Raw genomic sequence first — 17,580 nt, 5'->3', positions numbered from 1 at the left:
GCAGCCGCAAAGGGGCTGCCCTGAAGAAATAACCGATTTCGATCTCGATTTCAGCTCATCGCCATTCACAGCTTCGACTCGGTCGGCTCGATCCTTCCCAGCGCCTTTTCCAGCTCCGCCGACGCGACAAGGTAGTCATACACTGCCTGGAGATAGTTGGCTTTGGCGGTATCGAGCTGCAACTCGGCGTCGGTGAGCTCGAGGCGCGAGCCAATGCCTTCGCGAAGGCGCAGCATGGTGATTTTATAACTCCGCTCGGCGACGGCGATGGTTTTCGACTGCACGTCGATGCGCTTGCGAGCTTCAACGACGTTCGAGAGGCGCACCTCGACGTCGGCCCTGACCTGCGACTTCAGGTCTTCATACCTTGTGCTGGTCTGCAAGCGCGTAATCTTCGCCTGTTGAATCCTCGCACTCGTAGCGAAGCCGGAGAAAATCGGCACCGAAAGCTGCAAACCCGCCGTCGATGAAACCGGCCAGCGCGTCGAGGCGAGCGAGGTGCCATCGTTGAACTGCGTCTGCGCTTCGAGCTGCCCGAAAGCGCTCAGCACCGGCAGCCCCTCGGATCGGGCGGCCATCACCTTCGCGTTCTCGGCTTCTGCCTGAAGCGAGAGGCTCCGCACATCCGGACGCTTGTCGAGCGCTTCGCTGTATGCTGCCGCCACGCTTTTCGGCATTTCGATTTCGTGGAATGTCAACGTACTCGTCAGGATCAGCGGCGTCTCCTGATCGATGCCCATCACCCGCTTCAGATTGGTCGCCGTAATCGCTTCGTTGTTCTGCGCGCGAATCAGGTCAGGCCTGAGATTCTCGACCGACAGCCACGCCTTGAGGGTATCGATGTCAGCAGCTACCCCCTGCCTGAAGAGGGCGTTCGTATCCTTGCGAGCCTCCTCCCAGCGGGCGATGCTCTGCTCAACCAGCTTGCGCTTTTCGGTGGCGATGAGCACATCGTAATAGGCGCGGCGAATCGAGGTGACCACCCCGGCGTTGGTATTGCGAAAGGACTGGTCGCTGATCTGGCGCACCAGCCCGGCAGCCTTGATGCCCGCGAAGGCCGAGAGCTTGAATATGTTCTGACTGAGATTGAGCGACGCGATGGATGAATTGTCCGAACTGATTTCGATTGCTTGCGTACCTCCCGTGCCGCCAAAAATGCTCGACGGCAGGAACAGCACCGACGGCTTCAGCGTGCGGGTGTAAGTCAGGCTCGACGAAAGATGCGGCAGCACCTCGGCCCAAGACTCCCGAACCTTCTGCCTCGCCATTAGCTTGTCCAGCCGCGCAATCTCCAGCTCCCGGTTATGCTGCTCCCCGATCCTCACCGCATCGTCAAGGCTGATGACGAGCGGCGGCCTTGCCGTCGGCTCCGTTCCATCCGCAGCGTGGACGGGAGTTGAGCATACGAAAAAGAGAACGAGAAGCGCGATTATTCTGTGCAGGTTCATGACGGCATTCTGTTTGTTGTAAGGTGCTCCAAATATACCACCACCTCCAGCGCGATCCAATCAATCCCCATATCGATCCTTCCACAACCCCTCCAGCCGTTCACGGATGAACTTTTCGCGGCCCTCGCCGGTTGGGCGGTAGTAAGCTTTTGGCTCCATCTGCTCGGGGAAGTAGTGCTCTTCGACGAAGTGGCCAGGGTAGCTGTGGGGGTAGCGGTAGCCTTTGCCGTAGCCAATCTCTTTCATCAGGTCAGTCGGGGCGTTGCGCAGGTAGAGGGGCGGCACGGCATTGGCGGCGCCCTTTTTGACATCCGACAACGCCTCGTTGATACCCTCGTAGCTCGCGTTCGATTTTGGGCACGAGGCCAGGTAGGTCGCGCCCTGGGCGAGGTTGATGCGCGCTTCGGGTAGGCCGATCAGCTCGACGGCGTGAAACACCGAGACGGCGAGCGTGAGCGCGTAGGGGTCGGCGTTGCCAATGTCCTCGCTGGCGAAAATCACCATGCGGCGGGCGATGAACTTCGGGTCTTCGCCGCCGTCAATCATTTTGGCCATCCAGAAAAGCGCTGCGTCGGGGTCAGAGCCGCGCATCGATTTGATGAAGGCAGACACCGTGTCGTAGTGCGCCTCGCCGCCTTTGTCGTAGGTCGGAGCGCGGTGCTGGAGCGCCTGTTCGAGCCGCGTGCGGTCGATCACCACCGGCGCGGTTCCGCGTGGCGCGAGCGACAGGGCGGCTTCGAGCGCGTTGAGCGCCTTGCGTGCGTCGCCCGCCGCATAGGCGAGCAGGAACTCCATGTCACGCATTTCGACTCCGGCGGCGGCGAGCTGCGGATCGCTCTCGATGGCCCGCTCGACGACGCGCCGCACCTCGGCTTCGCTCAGCGGGTTGAGAATGTAAACCTGCATCCGGCTGAGCAGCGCGCGATTCACCTCGAAGGACGGGTTCTCGGTGGTCGCGCCGATCAGCACGATGAGCCCCTGCTCGATGGCGTGCAGCAGCGTGTCCTGCTGCGCCTTGTTGAAGCGGTGGATTTCGTCGATGAAAAGCAGCATCTGCCGCCCGTCGATGGAGCGGCTTTTCTGCGCCAGTTCGAGCACGCGGCGCACATCCTTGACGCCTGCGTCGGTTGCCGAGAGCTGCTCGAAGCGGTAGTTCAGCGATCTGGCGCAGATTTCGGCGAGTGTGGTCTTGCCAGAGCCGGGCGGCCCCCAGAAGATCATCGAGGGAATGCGACCCTGTTCGAGGTAACTCCTGACCGGCCCGCCGGGGCCGACGAGGTGCTCCTGACCAAACAGCTCGTCGATCGAGCGCGGGCGCACCCGTTCGGCAAGCGGCTGAAAGCGGTTGCTTTTCGCGGACGAGCGGCCCGGATCGGAGAAACCGAAAAGATCGGATTGCGAGTGTTCGTCCGGCATCATGCAAACCCCTGGCCGCTCAACCACGATTCGGTAATGCGGCTCGGCTCCTGCGACGGCGCGGCGGCCGCCGTATGCTGCCGGGCGACGTACTTGCCGAGAATGTCGAATTCAAGGTTCACCTCGCTGCCGGCGGCGAGACCGGTGATGGTGGTATGGCCAAAGGTGTAGGGAATGATCGCCACCGTAAACTGGCCCGGCTCGACCGACGCCACGGTGAGGCTGACGCCGTCGATGGCGATGGAGCCGGCAGAGACGATCCACGCATCGAAGCGCGAGTCAAACGCCACCGAAATCATCCGGCTGCCGCCAACCTCCTCGATGCGCAACACCCGCCCGACGCCATCGACGTGGCCCAGCACGAAGTGCCCGCCAAGCCGATCCATCGGCCGCACGGCCCGTTCGAGATTGACCTTCGTACCCGGACGGAACGAGCCAAGCGTCGTCTTCTTGAGCGTCTCGGCCACCGTATCAACCTCGAACCACCCCGGCCCGACCGCCACCGCCGTCTGGCAAGCTCCATTGATACTCACGCTCTCATCGATAGCGAGATCGCCGAACTCCGCCTCAGAAGTGTAGCGAACCTTCAGCCGCATCCCGCTCCCCTGCCGCGCCGAAGCAGCGATGGCTCCAACATCCTTAACTATGCCAGTGAACATATATTTGTTTGATTCGTTTCTTTCGTGATGCCCTTGGGAACGCCGAGCTCCCAGGTTTTAAGACAGCCGCAATACCATTTATCTGACAACAATAGTAACAAAAAAGGCGGGGCCGGAAAAACTCCCGACTCCGCCAGGTGGCATGATTAGCCTGACAAACACCGCATCTCAGCGATAGATGACGAAGCCGCCTGGTGGCACCGTGATTTTCACCGCCGAGCCGCAGACAGGCCCTGCCTTTATCTCTTCGCCTTCCTGCTCCGGTGATGACGAAAAGACGCAGCGCATCGTTTTGCCGGGCGGGTTGAGCTGGTGATCAACCACAGCCCATACTGTCAGCTCGCGTTCGAGGCTTGTGTTGATGGCACACAGGCACTCCGTCTCGGCGAAAATGCGCGACCAGGCGACCACCCAGTGCATCTCGCCATTAACCGGCTGGGGATAGACGAAATCGTCCTCGCTGCCCGTCGCGGAAACCTTCCGCAAATACTGGCGTCCACGGCGCAGGGCAATTTCGCTTTTGCGGAACTCCGCCAGCCTGCCAGCGAAGCGATAGACCTCATGCTCCTCGTTGAAAAAATGCCGGCCCGTGCTTTGCAGCGATCCGAACGGCCCGCCGAACATGCACTCGCGCAGGAACACGTCACCCCATGAGTGGTCGTCGCTGCGCGGATCGGCTCCGTTGAACGCCTGCTCGGTGCCATAGTAGATGCAACTGATCCCTTCGGTGGCGAGGTTCAGCCCCAGCGCCGCTTTCAGCAGTTTCCGGCCCTCGGGCGAATCGCCGCAGAAGTGGTATTTGCGCTGCTCGCCCACCTGATCGTGATCGTCGATCATGGTAACGATGTGCTTCGAGTACCACTGATGGCTGTTCTTGCCATCGAGCAGACTGTTACAGAAGAGATCGAAATACCCCTCCTGCTCGGAGGTATCCGGATTGCCGGGACTGCGCCAGCCCTTGACAAGAAATTCGAGCTTGTCCGGCAGGTCGCCGATGCCAAGCGCTGCATCGAGACCCGTCACATCAAGAATCTGCATCGCGTAAGAGCGCCCACCGGTAATTTCACCAATGATCGGAAAGTTCTCCTTGCCGAGCGTCTGCGCGAATTCGTGGATCGCCGAGGCGAAGTAGCGCACCGCGCCCGGCTCCATGTGCTTGACCGTGTCGAGCCGGAAGCCGTCGATGTCGGCATACGCCATCCAGAATCGATAAACCTTGATAAGGTGATCAAGCGCCGCCGAGGGGCGGAACAGGCTGATGCGCTTTTCGAGGTCCCAGCTCTCTGCCGGGTCGTCCGGCGCCCAACCGTGATCGATATCCTTGAGCGAGCAAAAATCACCTTGGAGGTACTCCGGAAACACGTCCCAGTTGCGGATTTCGCCCTTCATCGTCCAGGTCGTCTCGCTCTGGAACTCCACCGGCCAGATCGCAGCCTCCATCGAGATTTCCAGATGAGCCTCTCCGTCGCTGAACGGAATGCTGCCCGCATCGCCCTGATTCAGCCTGTACCCCTTGACCGGCCACTGCCAGCCCTGGTAATAGAAGTAGGGCTGATTGTCATGATAGCTGAAGACGTCGCCCGCATGGTTGAGGATGATGTCAAGGATCACCCGGATTCCGAGCTGGTGCGCGTCAGCAACGAAATCACGCAGCTCTTCGCGTGTGCCGAAATGGGGATCGACATCGAGAAAGTTCTGAATGCCGTAGCCGTGGTAGGAGTCGCTGCCGGTCACCTGCCGGAACACCGGGCTGACCCAGATCGCCGTCACGCCGAGCCGCTTCAGGTAACCAAGCTTGTCGCGCATACCGGCAATCGTGCCGCCGCACCACCCCCGGCCCGCCTCGAACCACTGCTGCCAGTCCGCGTTGTTCGCATCGGCTTCGATGCGGAACAGCAGCGTGGTGCGCGTCCCGTCCGCAACAACCGGGGCTCCGCTGACATCATTGAAGCCGCCATGCTCCCTGCAGTCCGAAAACCGGTCGAGCATAAGGAAATAGAGCACCTCATCCTCCCAGGTGGCCGGGGAGGAATAGCAGGTTTTGGCTGCGGTCAGTTCAGCAAGCCGAATTTCTGCGAGGCTGCGTTCGACCGGCGATAATGCTGGGGAATCGGGGTTTGTCATGGATTTGCGGTTTGCGTTATGAGTGAGGAACGCGAAAAACCAAGGGGAAACAATGTGAGAAAAAGATACGAAGTACAGACGTAATACCACTCAAATCACAGGCGTTATACCGTGGCTGAAATGAAAAATCGGGCAGGAAAACAGAAGCCATGCGGTCGCGCGACGGCATGGCTTCAGAGAGAAAAATGTCAGCAGACAATCAGGCGAGCGCAGCCAGAGCCTTGTCGTAATCCGGCTCCTGTACGATCTCGGGTACCTGCTCGGCATAGAGCACCTTGCCGGAAGCATCGGTAACGATCACCGCGCGAGAGAGCAATCCTTTCAGCGGGCCATCGGTAATGGTCAGGCCATAATCCAAGCCAAACTCCGGTGAACGGTACACCGACAGGGGAACCACATTGTCGAGACCCTCGGTGGTGCAGAAGCGCCCCTGCGCGAACGGAAGATCGGCGGAAATGCAGAGCACGACAGCATCACCACGCTCGCCCGCCTCCTTGTTGAAGCGCCTCACCGAAGCCGCGCAAACAGCCGTATCGAGACTCGGAAAAATGTTCAGCACGAGTTTCTTGCCAGCGAAATCAGCAGGCGAAACCTCCGAAAGATCACTTTTCACAAGGGTAAACGCTGGGAGCTGACTGCCGACAGCCGGAAGCTCACCTGCGGTGTGAATGGAATTTCCCTTGAGCGTAATGGTTGCCATAATCATGTCAATGGTTGAGGTGAGATGAAGATTTCAGAAGCAGTTGCACCATAAACCGGAAGCGATGGCGTTCCGTTCCTTGGGAAAAAACAAACAGGATGGAAGAAGAAGATTAGATTCTTCGTCCCCCTTTCAATTCATCATGTCAACCCGCCGGTACCGCCTGGTAATAGCCGTTCCGTTCGATCAGCTCAACGCCACAGCCGAACAGGCTGGAAACGTTCGACGAGGTCAGCATGGCCTCTTTGTCGCCATCAGCCACGACGCGCCCCTTGCGCATGAAGATGACTCGCGTGACCTCCGGCGGAATTTCATGGATGTGATGGGTGACGAGAATCAGCTGCGTGCCTTGCTGCATAAGCTTTCGTACCGTATCGAGATACTGGAACGAGGCCGAAATATCGAGACCACTGGTCGGTTCGTCGAGCAGCAGCGCCTCAGGCCCATGCACCAGCGCGCGTCCGAGCAGGAAACGGCGCTGCTGTCCGGTGGACATTTTGCCGAACGGCCGGTCAGCAAGCTCCTCGACACCGAGCTGCCGCATCAACTCCTCGGCACGTTCAATGTCAGTAGCGCTGAACAGCTGGTGCGGCCAGGTGTCGATGCTTGAATAGTATCCCGAAAGCATCACCTCCCGGCCTTTGGCGTAAACCCCGTAATTCTGTTGCAGATCATGGGAAACAATGCCGAGCCGGGAACGCAGCTCCTCCACGTTCCACCGGTCGCGACCATAAACCGTCATCCGGCAGTCATCGGCATGAACCGGATAGATTTCGCGAGAGATCAACTTCAGCAGCGTCGTCTTCCCTGACCCGTTCGGCCCGAGAATTGCCGTGCTCTCCCCCATGCGAATACTCAGGTCAAGCCCTTCAAACACCTTTGTTCCGCCACGGTAAGCGCTGACATTGCTGAATTCAAAAACGTGATTCACGATGGTACTTACTGTATTCTGTTTCAATGACCGCACTGTCGATAGCATTTCACCTCCGCTCGGCTATCGGCTTGCGAAACAAGGTACCGCACCGGCAGCAGATTTTCAATCAAGAAGAATTTTCGCCAAAACGTCAGATGGCACATTCATAGTCACTAACTTGTTTACATGCGATTTTCGAGATATTGAAAGCAAAAAATACCATGCCCTTCGAGAATGCCTTTTCGTATACTCCCAACAAGTGGTCTATCGTTTTCAATGGTACCTTTATTATCCACACCAGATCAATCGGGATTTCTGGAATAACAAAGACACAAAAAAGCAGAGCTTCAGACATCCCGAACTGCCCGTTCCCGCAAAACACGGACTACGTAAAAGGGCAGAGCAACTTGCTCCCAGCAGCAAGAACGATTTCGAAAAACATCTACAGCTGCATCGGCACCTGCTTATTCAAACCCGTCAAAGGTCTTCAATACATCAAAAACCGGCAACCGCAAGGCGGCGTTACAATAAATCTGGCAGCACGGAAAGGCACAGCAGATCGAAAAAAACTGACTCTCAGGGACTTTTGCCTTATGTGCTCTAACAATCAGGAATTCGTGCATGCATGACAAGGAAAAGCACAAAAATGGCGTCACAAGCTCTGAGATCAAAACAAAGGCACCGGGACTCGGATGGATCTAACTGATTAAAAAAAGAAAGTTATTGGCAGAATCCCGACTTCTCGATAAAAAAAAATTGTTGCCTGCGGCGGTTATTTCGAGGTTATAAAAAACGATTAGCAATTTTTGTTTGTACCTGATATATTTGCACCGTACAGATTCGTATATCGAGCGAGTAGTGTACGTGCCGTAAGCACTCAAAAAGTTTACCTTTTCTCTTTTTACCAATCATCGTGTCATGGTATGAGCTGAAATTCGTACCGCGACACAACATGTAATCGTGGTTCGTCTATGACAGTAAGTGTAGCACAACTCATCCTCAAGTATATCGAAGAGGATAAATTTCTTGATGCAATCCAGTGTGTGCAAAATGAGATTCTGAAAATCGAAGTGAAACCTGAACTTGCAGGTGCTGACAGACGGCAGATCAAAAACCTGACAGCAATCATGGACAAGCTCAGTGAAGCTGCCATGTTCGGCAGCGAGTGGGATGAGGGCCGCCGCGCCAAAAAAGCGGCAATCGTCAAACTGCAGAAAGTCAGCGCCGCCTGACGATTTGCGAAGCCGGACAAGCCAATACCGCGAGTCCCGGCAACACACCTTGTTTCATACTATATCGAAGAGCATTCCCGGGGAGCTTCTTGCTGGTACTGAATTCTGTAATCCGGGCGAGGAATGACAACGGAATTACAGAATTCAGTCATCGGTTTATATTTGGCGAGGCATCAATTCCACTTTCCCGTGCCACGCGAGATACTGTAGCGGCCAGCGCCAAGAAAGAAAATAGCGATGGAGCCAAAAAAGTAGAATGCTTGCAGTTCGAGGGCGTAACCACCATGCTGATCAAGCGCGGTAAGCTGACCCATGTGAACAAGCCAGACGGCCACCCCCATCAGAAATGCCTCGACAAGCGCCGCGGGACGGGTGTAAATGCCCAACACGATGAGCAGCGGAGCAAACACTTCGCCAACCGGCACGCCGGCAACCAGCCAGACGGGCAGATGCGCGGCCTTGAGTTTACCCGCAATGAAGCCGTAGCCGTGAATCAGCTTGTACACGCCGTGAAACAGCATGAGCCCCCCGACGCACAAGCGGATCAGGAGCTTGCCAAGATCGTTGTTATTCATAAACCCTCCGGATGAAGTGTTGACTCTTCCTTTATTGTTGTGGCTTCGGCGGGACCTCCTGCTATTGCTTGTGCTTTTAAAAAATCCAGCCATCAATGTACAGGATATGCTTCGAGAAGAAGATCTTCGCCAAATCGCCGGATTCCGCTGAAGCTGAGTTTGACAGCATAATCGGGATGCGTCACGCCGAGCGCTCCGAAACTTGCCAGGCCATCGCCACCGAACAGCTTTGGCGCGATGAAGACGTAGTATTTATCGACGAAACCTGATCTGACCATCGCCGACGCCAACCGGCTTCCACCTTCAACCAACACTGAGAGCAGACGGCGTTTGTGCAACTCCGCGAATACCTCCGCGAAATCAAGACTGCCTTCGGCCTCACCGACGGTTGCCACCTCGATGCCTCGCGCTTCGAGCTGCCTGACAAGATCAGGATCGGCCTCTTCCCGAAGTGCGAAGACGAGTGTTTTGGCCGCGTCGTTGAAAATCCGGAACTCGTGCGGCACTTGAAGCCGGGGATCAAGCAGCACGCGCAACGGCTGGCGGCCAGCGCAAAAACGCACGGTAAGCTCGGTGTTATCCGCCAGCACGGTCGAAGCGCCGCACAAAACGGCATCATAGATGCATCGCAGGCGGTGCACTTGGCACCGAGACTCTTCGCCGGTTATCCATTTCGACGCGCCGAGCGAAGTGGCAATACGCCCGTCGAGCGTCTGCGCGGTCTTGAGCGCCACGAAGGGACGCCCTTTGCGATGCGAGGTCATGAAGGCCTCGTTGAGCCGCTCGGACTCCGCTTCGAGCACGCCGACCGTCACCTCGATTCCGGCTTCACGAAGCCTGGCGATCCCCTTACCCGCCACCTTTTCGTGCGGATCAAGGCACCCGACAACCACGCGCGGGATGCGCTTTTCGACGATCAGATCAGCGCATGGCGGCGTCTTGCCGTAGTGAGAACACGGCTCCAGATTGACGTACAGCGTCGATTGCCGAAGCAGCGATTCGTCCTCGACCGAGGCAATGGCGTCGACCTCGGCGTGCGGACCGCCGTACTGCCGGTGCCACCCTTCGCCGATGACTCGCCCAGCGCAGACGATCACTGAACCGACCATCGGATTCGGGCTCACGCTGCCTGCGCCGCGTTCAGCCAGTTCAAGGCAGCGCCACATGTACGTTTCATCCTCCGGACGCGCCGCTAACGCTGGATTCGTTGCCATACCCATCTTTCCGATCAGCAGTTGACGGCGTTGACCTGCACCAGCCTGATGCCCGACAAGCGCAGCAGTTCGGCAATGTGCTCGATCTTGTAGGGCTTGTCGTAGTAGATCGTCTTGATGCCCACATTGATGAGCACCTTCAGGCAGTGAATGCAGGGGCTCGCCGTGATGTAAATGTCGGCGTCCTTGATCGATACGCCGTGCTTGGCCGCCTGCGCGATGGCGTTGATCTCGGCGTGGATCGTATTGACGCAATTCTCCTCGACCGTGCCGTCGGGGTGGATGCTGCGGTAGATTTTGCAGTTGGTCTCGTTGCAGTGAGGCAGGCCGGAGGGCGCGCCGTTGTAACCGGTCGAAAGGATGTTGTTGTCGCGCACGATCACCGCGCCGACGTGGCCCCGAGTGCAGGTCGCACGGCGCGAAATGAGGTGCGCCACACACATGAAATATTCGTGCCACCCGAGCCGCTTTTCTGCCCCATCGCTATCGTGCTGACCGGAGGACGATGCGCAGCAGCAACCACTTTTGCTTTCTTCCTGCATTGCTATCTTGTGTTTAGATTATTTCAGGAAAATAGAGGAAAGAAAGCGCCTCCGCAACCATTCAAGTCCATGCTCCGCAACTACTTTACGCTTTACCACGCAGCCGCAGAGCTGCACGACCGGCTTGCGGATGGCTACCTCTTCGAAATCCATTCGCAGCAGAAAAACGAACTCACGCTCGCCTTCGTCACGCAGGAGGGCGAGCATCTGCAACTCATTGTCACCGTGCGCTCGCCGCACTTCTCGCTCTACACTCGCGAGGGACTAAACCGCAAGAATCGCAACACGGCGAGCATCATGACCAAGGTCTATGAACGGCAGGTCACCGGCGTGGCGATCTCGCCCGCCGACCGGCAGATCAGCTTAGCTCTCGACGACGGCCACGCGCTCGTGCTACGAATGTTCAGCGCCGAAACCAACATGCTGCTCGTGCGCGACGGCGTAATCGTCGATGCCTTCAAGGATGCTCGCAAACTCGAAAATACGCCGTTCGGGGAGACGACTGCCGGCACGCCATATTTCCGGGCGCTGGAGCAGCTCGCCTCCGACCCGGCACTGTTCCGACGGAAGCTTGAAGAGGGCGACAGCACGGTGCCACTCGACCGGCGACTGCTCGCGATGCTACCAGGCTTCGACCACAAGCTCGTCCGGCGGCTCCTCGCGATAACCGAAAGCGATGCGACTGAACAGCTCTACTCGGCGTTCGTCGCCATCTTCTACGACCTCGCCTCCCCGACCCCGTGCGTCATCGAAAATCCCGGCGAGCCACCTGCCTTCTCGCTCTTCCCGCCAGCACCGGAGGGCGAGGCGACGACCTTCGAGAGCGTCATCGACGCGCTGAACCACTACAGCCGTAAGATGTACCGCCACCTTCACTTGCGGGAACGAGCCGTGGCGATGCGCCGGGAGCTGACGGCGAAAATCGGCAAGCTTGAAAAGGAACTCGCAGCGAATGCCGGACACGATCCGGAGGAGATTTCGCAGCGCAACGAACGATACGGCCACCTGCTCACTGGAGCCATCGGCGCAATCGAGCCATTGGACGCCGCGGTGACGGTGCCGAACCTCTTCGCCCCCGGCTCTCCCGACGTGACGATTCCCCTCAAACGCGGTCTCAACCTCCAGGAAAACGCCGCGTGGTACTTTACGCAGGCGAAGAAAAACCGCAAAAAAGCCGCGGCGCTAAAGCTCCGCCGCGCCGAACTCCGCGCAGAACTCGACCATCTCCGCCAGAAACTCGCCACACTCGACGAAGCCGAGTCCACTGATCGCTTGCAGCAGGCACTCGAAACCAGCTCGTCCTCCGGCAGACGAGCATCAGGCAACAGCAAAAACAAAAAGGAGAAAATGCCACCGTTCAAGACGATACCGATCAGCGACAAAATCACCCTCTACATCGGCAGAAATTCCGCGAACAACGAGAAACTCACCTTCGGCTTCGCCAAACCCGACGACCTCTGGCTTCACGCCAGAGGCGCGTCAGGCTCGCACTGCGTGCTCAAAGGCGCGACCATGCGCCACACATCAGAAATTCAACGCGCCGCCGAAATCGCCGCGTGGCATTCATCGGCAAAGCACTCCGAACTGGTACCGGTCATCTGCACCCAGAAGAAATACCTCAAAAAAGACCATAAAACCCCCGGCAACGTCATCATCGAGCGGGAGCAGGTGCTCATGGTCAAGCCGTTAAGAGAATGATGAATTTTATGTAGTTGAACCAGTCGCGAAAATCGTTCATTGAACCTACAGAACTTATAACCCTTATTTTCTAAAAACCTTACAAAATCAACAATCATGGAAACATACAAGCTCGTGATGCCGGAGCACCTCAACCATTACGGTTTCCTGTTCGGCGGCAATCTGCTCAAATGGATTGACGAGGTCAGCTACATCGCCGTGACGCTCGACTATCCCGGCTGCAACTTCGTCACGGTCGGCATGGACAACATCAAGTTCAAAAAAAGCATCCGGCAGGGTACCATTCTCTGCTTCGAGTCGAAGAAGAACCATATCGGCACCACCTCGGTGGAATATACCGTGGATGTGACCAGAGAGGAGATCAGCACCGGTAGCAGAGAGCTGGTGTTCACCACCCGGATAACCTTTGTCAGCGTCGATGAAAATGGCAGGAAAAAAGCGATTTCGGCTTGACGGAAATGAAACGGGCCGCGTCGAGGCGGCCCTGAAACAAGCGTGCGGCGGAATCAGAACTTGCCGCCGACGAGGCTGAAAAGCAGGAACATGAACACAAGCGACGCAACGCCCACATAGAGCTTGTCCTTTTCCACCCAGAAAGCGAAAATGGTAAACAGCACGTTCACAACCGGCGTCAGGATGAGCAGGAGCAAGCCGAGCTGTATGATGGCTCGCTTCTGGAAAGCCATCAGGCCGTGAATGACTCCCGGCACGGTGCGCAATGGCGACGAAGAGCCGCGAAAAATATGATATTCCGGCAGCTCGCCGCCGTGGTGGACGAGGAAAAGAATGCCGCCGACCAGGACGATCGACGCGGCAAGCAGCACGCCGAAACGCAGAAGATTGCCGATAATGCCCGTCATGCGAAGGTCGTTCATTTCAGGTTTGTGGTGTGCGTTCATCGTCAGATCCTCCCGGTTATGCCGTTGAAAATCATCTCGAGACCGAGCGCAAAAATCACCACACCGAAAATCAGCCGCAGCCACTTCGTTTTGGCGACCATCAAAAGCTTTGCACCGATAAACGAACCGGCAAGAATACCAAGCATGACTGGAAAAGTCAGCCCCGCATTGATATAGCCGCGCTGAAAATAGACGCCGGCGCTGGCGGCAGCGGTCACGCCGATCATGAAGTTGCTGGTTGTGGCCGAAACCTTGAACGGCAGACGCATGGCGTGATCCATCGCGAGCACCTTGACCGCGCCCGAGCCGATGCCAAGCAGACCGGAGAGAATGCCCGCAAGCCACATCAGGCCGAAGCCTGCACCGACGTTGTGTACGCTGTAGTGCTTGACGCCTTCTTCGGTGGGATAGCTGCTGTTGAGTTTGAACTTTATCGCCAGCGGATCGGGGTTGACATCATCGGAGTGATCCTCTTTAGCCTTGGTTGACAGGTATGCCGAATAGAGCAGCACGAGACCGAAAATGATAGCGATGATATTGGTCGCAAGCATACCGGCAAGAAATGCGCCGACAAGGGCGCCGACGGTGGTGGCCACTTCGAGGAACAAGCCGATGCGAATATTCGAAAAACCCTCCTTGACATAGGCTGCAGCAGCGCCAGATGACGTCGCGATGACAGCGACCAGCGAAGTTCCGACAGCATAGCGCAGATCGATGCCGAGTCCGAGTGTGAGCAACGGCACGATAACTACTCCGCCGCCGAGTCCTGTCAGCGAGCCGAGCATTCCTGCGAACAGGGCCCCGACGCCAACAATCAGTGACAATTCGAGATTATTCATGAAATTGATCCTAATGATGGATGAAAAACAAGGGGCAACTGACAAACTATGAGAGATGCGGGAACAGCGAAAGATAGAGAAACAAAGAGGACGGATGGAGATTTGACAGGGTCTGGAATGTCGGGCATTAATCCGAAACCTAATACTTAAATCACATGCTTCTTAACTTTAATCATACGGTAATATATTTTTTTTATTCTCTTTGTCGCAAGAATCAGAGTTAAAAAACAAAGAAAAAATTTTGGCAACGACCGGTCACGGAGTCTGGCAACGACCTGAATCTTTTCACCTCGCAATTATGGACTGAACTCCACGTCAAGCAGGCAAGCCGAACGGTGCATGGCTCAATTTACCGGCCTGATCCGCTGGCCGAGCTGCTCAGGCGGTATATCATGAACAGACCGGTAACGGCCAGTACGACATTGGGCAGCCAGACCGAGATAGCTGGTAACAGCAGGCCTCGTTCGGCGATCTTCTCACCGCCAATCAACAGTACCCAGTAGAGCACGAAAAAGAAAAGCGACAGCGCCGCGCCCGCACCGAATCCGCCGTGCCGCGCCATGACGCCAAGCGGCGCGCCGATCATGGCGAACACCACGCAGGCAAAGGCGAGCGAATATTTCTTGTGATACTCGATCATGTAATTGTAGAACGACTCACGGTTTTCCCGCATCTGCCCGATGCGCTCCGTTGCATTGTCGATCATCGTATCGACCAATTCGATGGCGCGTCCGGTCACCGCGGGCGGCAGCAGCGCTGGCGAGGATGCTGGAGAAGTGCTGCTCCGCTTGCGAATCGACTCAATCTCCGCTCTCAACCCGGCGATTCCCTTGTCGATCGAACTCTCGGCCATGCGGTCTTTCATGCGAAACTCTCTGGCCATCGACAGCAGTTCGGCAGCTGAAAGCTCCTTGCTGCCCCGGCGTCGCTTGCCGTCATCAGTGCGCTCGAAGCCATATCCGGTCGCATCGAAAACATAACGGTTCCTGGCGAAAACCATCTTGCGATACCTATCCATCGCCGGCAGAGAGAGCTCGTGAATCTGACCATCTTCGAGGGTCAGCACGAGATGACTGTAATCCTGCGAAAACTGGATACGCCCCCTTGCCGCCATGATCACGGTGCGAACATCCGGCCGTCCGCGATCGTAGAGCACGATGTCACGAAGCTCTCCGGTTTCGTTGTCAATATCCCGCACCATAATGGAGTAACCCTGAATCACATCGGAAAAAGCGTTCTTGTCGATGCCGAGACCGGGCTTCATGCGGGTGATGTCGGCAAACAGGGCATTGGCCTTGTAGTTGGCCTCGGGCATCAGCACGTTGTTGAAGCGCTCCATCATAAGCGACAAGGCAAGCGCGGCGAGCAGCACCGGCGCAACAAGCCTATAGATCGAGATGCCGCCAGCGCGCATCACCGTCAGCTCCGAGCTGTTGGTCAGGGAACTGAAGGCCATGACTGTCGAAACCAGCACCGCCATCGGCACCGCCAGTCCAACCATCCAGGCCGACTGCAACGCCACCACTTCGAGTATGATTCTGAAATCGAGCCCCTTGCCTATCAGGCGTTCAAGAAACTGAGTAAGAAAGGTGAGAATGAACACAAACATGATCGTTACAAACGCGAAAAAGAAGGTGCCGAGATGCTCCTTGAGAATGTATCGATCAAAAATTTTCATGACATGTCTGTTAACCTTTTTCAGCCGCATCCCCCGTTCAGGAACGCAGACCGCTCACAATATACAGCGGAACGCAGTTTCTGCAATAGTGGCTGCCGAGAGCCGCCCCGCCGGAATACGGAATGACACTTTGCGCTCTGACAAGGCTTGAGTAAATTACGTCCAAAAGAACATAGCCTTGCGCTCTGTAACGGTGGATCGGAAAGGAGAGGCTGTTTTTCCTGATTGCGACCATCGGCAGAAGTGAAGAAAAAAACAGGAGAAAAATCATGGCACCGTTTGATTTCGGACAAAAAGTCGACCCCGCGCTTTTTGACAAGCTCATCGAGGATGGCTATCAGGTCAACACTTCCGATTATGTGCGGAAGGGGTGGGAGATGTTCAAGGGGAACATTGGCGAGTTCATCGGCTTCACACTCATCTGCTTTGCGGCCTCGATCGTGAGTTCGAAAATGGCCGCATTCGGCTCGCTACTCTTTTCAGCCATAGCCGCGCCGCTTTACGCCGGATACACCATCGCGGCGTTCAGAATCATGACCGGCCAGGAGCTTCAGTTCAGCGACTTTTTCAAGGGATTCAACTATTTCTTGCCACTCTTCCTCGCCGGGCTGGCAAGCGGCATCCTCGTAGCCGTCGGGCTGGTGCTGCTCATCCTGCCGGGCATTTATCTCGCCATCGGCTACATGCTGGCCACATTCCTCATCATCGACCACGGCATGGAGTTCTGGCAGGCAATGGAGACGAGCCGCAAGATCATCACGAAAAACTGGTTCGCCTTTTTCGTCTTCGCGGTTGTGCTGTTCCTTGTCAATGTGCTGGGCGCGCTCGCCCTCGGCGTCGGCCTGCTGGTTTCGGCTCCGGTAACAGCCTGCGCCACCGCAATTGCGTACAAGGAGATCGTCGGGCTGCACTCGGCAGAGTGGTAAGCGAATTATCTGAACACCATCAACCATTGTCATTCGCAGTGGAACAACCGTAATACGAGTCAGTGCTTTTAGTACGACATATTTCCGAGCCAAAAGAATGTCGTTCTCCCGAAGGCGCAAGAGAGCGCTCTGAACGTATCCACCGGTAATCTGCCTATGCATTATTTACCGAAACATAGATAAAACAAAAAAGCCTTACAGTAACGTTCTGTAAGGCTTTCTCTCTCTGGTGCACTCGCAAGGACTCGAACCTTGGACCCACTGATTAAGAGTCAGTTGCTCTACCAACTGAGCTACGAGTGCAAATCTTATTTTGCCGGTGCTGCCGGTTGTTCTGCTGGAGCCGCCGCAGGCTGAATATTGCCAGTCGGAAGCGACTGCGGAAGATTGTTAACCGGAAGCGATGCTGGAGCGCTCTTCTGCAGGATGCTGCTGCCTGTGCCCTCCTGATGACGGGCAGGAAGCGTGAACTGAGCAATGAAGCAAAGAACCATAACCAGACCAGCCAGAATCGCCGAAGTCTTGCTCAGAAAATCACCGGTACGCCTGACGCCGAGAGTCTGCACGGTGCCGAGGCTCGAAATACCTCCAGTCAGACCACTGCCAGCTTTGGGGCTTTGCAACAGCACTGATACGATCAGCAGAAGTGCTGCAAGCAAGGCAAAAATGACGACAAAACTGTTGAGCATGTCCAGCTATCTGATGAAATTTCCGCTA

Annotated in this window: 18 protein-coding genes and 1 tRNA gene; 5 read left to right on the top strand and 14 right to left on the bottom strand. The window is 56.5% G+C overall.

Translation table 11 applies throughout. From position 1 onward, the window contains the following. Positions 1-65: 65 nt before the first annotated feature. The 6 genes from AYT24_RS03540 to AYT24_RS03515 all read right to left on the bottom strand — a co-directional run bounded on the left by AYT24_RS03540 (position 66) and on the right by AYT24_RS03515 (position 7,326). Positions 66-1,448 carry a TolC family protein gene (locus tag AYT24_RS03540; protein ID WP_164926923.1) on the bottom strand — a complete coding sequence of 461 codons (1,383 nt, stop codon included), beginning with the start codon at positions 1,446-1,448 and terminating at the stop codon, positions 66-68. Positions 1,449-1,508: 60 nt separating this feature from the next. Next, the gene (locus AYT24_RS03535; RefSeq protein WP_164926922.1) at positions 1,509-2,867 is read right to left on the bottom strand and encodes a replication-associated recombination protein A; all 1,359 of its coding nucleotides are present in this window, start codon (positions 2,865-2,867) and stop codon (positions 1,509-1,511) included. After that, positions 2,864-3,523: a riboflavin synthase gene (locus tag AYT24_RS03530; protein ID WP_010932438.1), complete on the bottom strand. Its 660-nt coding sequence runs from the start codon at positions 3,521-3,523 to the stop codon at positions 2,864-2,866. The genes AYT24_RS03535 and AYT24_RS03530 overlap by 4 nt, the downstream gene beginning before the upstream one ends. A 168-nt stretch (positions 3,524-3,691) precedes the next feature. Continuing rightward, positions 3,692-5,647, bottom strand: a complete 1,956-nt coding sequence (locus AYT24_RS03525) for an alpha-amylase family glycosyl hydrolase (RefSeq protein ID WP_010932437.1) — start codon at positions 5,645-5,647, stop codon at positions 3,692-3,694. Between the two features lie 199 nt (positions 5,648-5,846). Next, positions 5,847-6,347, bottom strand: a complete 501-nt coding sequence (gene tpx / locus AYT24_RS03520; RefSeq protein ID WP_165439256.1) for a thiol peroxidase — start codon at positions 6,345-6,347, stop codon at positions 5,847-5,849. 145 nt (positions 6,348-6,492) lie between these two features. After that, complete coding sequence (locus AYT24_RS03515; RefSeq protein ID WP_010932435.1) at positions 6,493-7,326, bottom strand: ABC transporter ATP-binding protein; 834 nt, start codon at positions 7,324-7,326, stop codon at positions 6,493-6,495. Between AYT24_RS03515 and AYT24_RS03510 the strand changes: the two genes are divergently transcribed. Together AYT24_RS03510 and AYT24_RS03505 are read left to right on the top strand one after the other, a co-directional pair. Next, on the top strand, positions 7,280-7,864 hold the full coding sequence (locus tag AYT24_RS03510) for a hypothetical protein (RefSeq protein WP_164926782.1): 585 nt from the start codon (positions 7,280-7,282) through the stop codon (positions 7,862-7,864). The genes AYT24_RS03515 and AYT24_RS03510 overlap by 47 nt on opposite strands. 367 nt (positions 7,865-8,231) lie before the next feature. Next, positions 8,232-8,492: a hypothetical protein gene (locus AYT24_RS03505; RefSeq protein WP_010932431.1), complete on the top strand. Its 261-nt coding sequence runs from the start codon at positions 8,232-8,234 to the stop codon at positions 8,490-8,492. Between the two features lie 173 nt (positions 8,493-8,665). Here the strand turns inward: AYT24_RS03505 and AYT24_RS03500 are convergent, their stop codons facing one another. The 3 genes from AYT24_RS03500 to AYT24_RS03490 form a co-directional block, all read right to left on the bottom strand. Next, complete coding sequence (locus AYT24_RS03500) at positions 8,666-9,067, bottom strand: DoxX family protein (protein WP_010932430.1); 402 nt, start codon at positions 9,065-9,067, stop codon at positions 8,666-8,668. A gap of 92 nt (positions 9,068-9,159) precedes the next feature. Beyond that, positions 9,160-10,281 carry a bifunctional diaminohydroxyphosphoribosylaminopyrimidine deaminase/5-amino-6-(5-phosphoribosylamino)uracil reductase RibD gene (ribD, locus tag AYT24_RS03495; RefSeq protein ID WP_010932429.1) on the bottom strand — a complete coding sequence of 374 codons (1,122 nt, stop codon included), beginning with the start codon at positions 10,279-10,281 and terminating at the stop codon, positions 9,160-9,162. A gap of 14 nt (positions 10,282-10,295) precedes the next feature. After that, on the bottom strand, positions 10,296-10,823 hold the full coding sequence (locus AYT24_RS03490) for a deoxycytidylate deaminase (protein ID WP_010932428.1): 528 nt from the start codon (positions 10,821-10,823) through the stop codon (positions 10,296-10,298). A 69-nt stretch (positions 10,824-10,892) separates the two neighbouring features. On the opposite strand from AYT24_RS03490, the gene AYT24_RS03485 reads away from it, so the two are divergent. Beyond that, the gene (locus AYT24_RS03485; RefSeq protein ID WP_010932427.1) at positions 10,893-12,521 is read left to right on the top strand and encodes an NFACT RNA binding domain-containing protein; all 1,629 of its coding nucleotides are present in this window, start codon (positions 10,893-10,895) and stop codon (positions 12,519-12,521) included. 96 nt (positions 12,522-12,617) lie between these two features. Further along, entirely contained in the window at positions 12,618-12,974 is a 357-nt protein-coding gene (locus AYT24_RS03480; RefSeq protein WP_010932426.1) for an acyl-CoA thioesterase, read from the top strand. Between the two features lie 53 nt (positions 12,975-13,027). Here the strand turns inward: AYT24_RS03480 and AYT24_RS03475 are convergent, their stop codons facing one another. The 3 genes from AYT24_RS03475 to AYT24_RS03465 all read right to left on the bottom strand — a co-directional run bounded on the left by AYT24_RS03475 (position 13,028) and on the right by AYT24_RS03465 (position 15,937). Further along, a complete protein-coding gene (locus tag AYT24_RS03475) occupies positions 13,028-13,420 on the bottom strand; it encodes a DUF1634 domain-containing protein (protein WP_010932425.1) in 393 nt (130 codons plus the stop codon). A gap of 2 nt (positions 13,421-13,422) precedes the next feature. Then, positions 13,423-14,259, bottom strand: coding sequence for a sulfite exporter TauE/SafE family protein (locus tag AYT24_RS03470; RefSeq protein ID WP_010932424.1), 837 nt, complete (start codon positions 14,257-14,259; stop codon positions 13,423-13,425). Between the two features lie 349 nt (positions 14,260-14,608). After that, positions 14,609-15,937, bottom strand: coding sequence for an LptF/LptG family permease (locus tag AYT24_RS03465; RefSeq protein ID WP_164926921.1), 1,329 nt, complete (start codon positions 15,935-15,937; stop codon positions 14,609-14,611). A 269-nt stretch (positions 15,938-16,206) separates the two neighbouring features. Between AYT24_RS03465 and AYT24_RS03460 the strand changes: the two genes are divergently transcribed. Then, the gene (locus AYT24_RS03460; protein WP_164926920.1) at positions 16,207-16,863 is read left to right on the top strand and encodes a hypothetical protein; all 657 of its coding nucleotides are present in this window, start codon (positions 16,207-16,209) and stop codon (positions 16,861-16,863) included. Between the two features lie 227 nt (positions 16,864-17,090). Here AYT24_RS03460 and AYT24_RS03455 read toward each other — a convergent pair. Beyond that, a tRNA-Lys gene (locus AYT24_RS03455) sits at positions 17,091-17,166 on the bottom strand. A 5-nt stretch (positions 17,167-17,171) separates the two neighbouring features. Beyond that, positions 17,172-17,552 (bottom strand): preprotein translocase subunit SecG, encoded by a 381-nt coding sequence (gene secG, locus AYT24_RS03450; protein WP_010932419.1) that lies wholly within the window; start codon positions 17,550-17,552, stop codon positions 17,172-17,174. Positions 17,553-17,580 lie beyond the last annotated feature (28 nt).

Source organism: Chlorobaculum tepidum TLS (assembly GCF_000006985.1).
GTDB classification, from domain to species: Bacteria; Bacteroidota; Chlorobiia; order Chlorobiales; family Chlorobiaceae; genus Chlorobaculum; species Chlorobaculum tepidum.
This window is presented reverse-complemented; position numbering and strand designations above follow the sequence as displayed.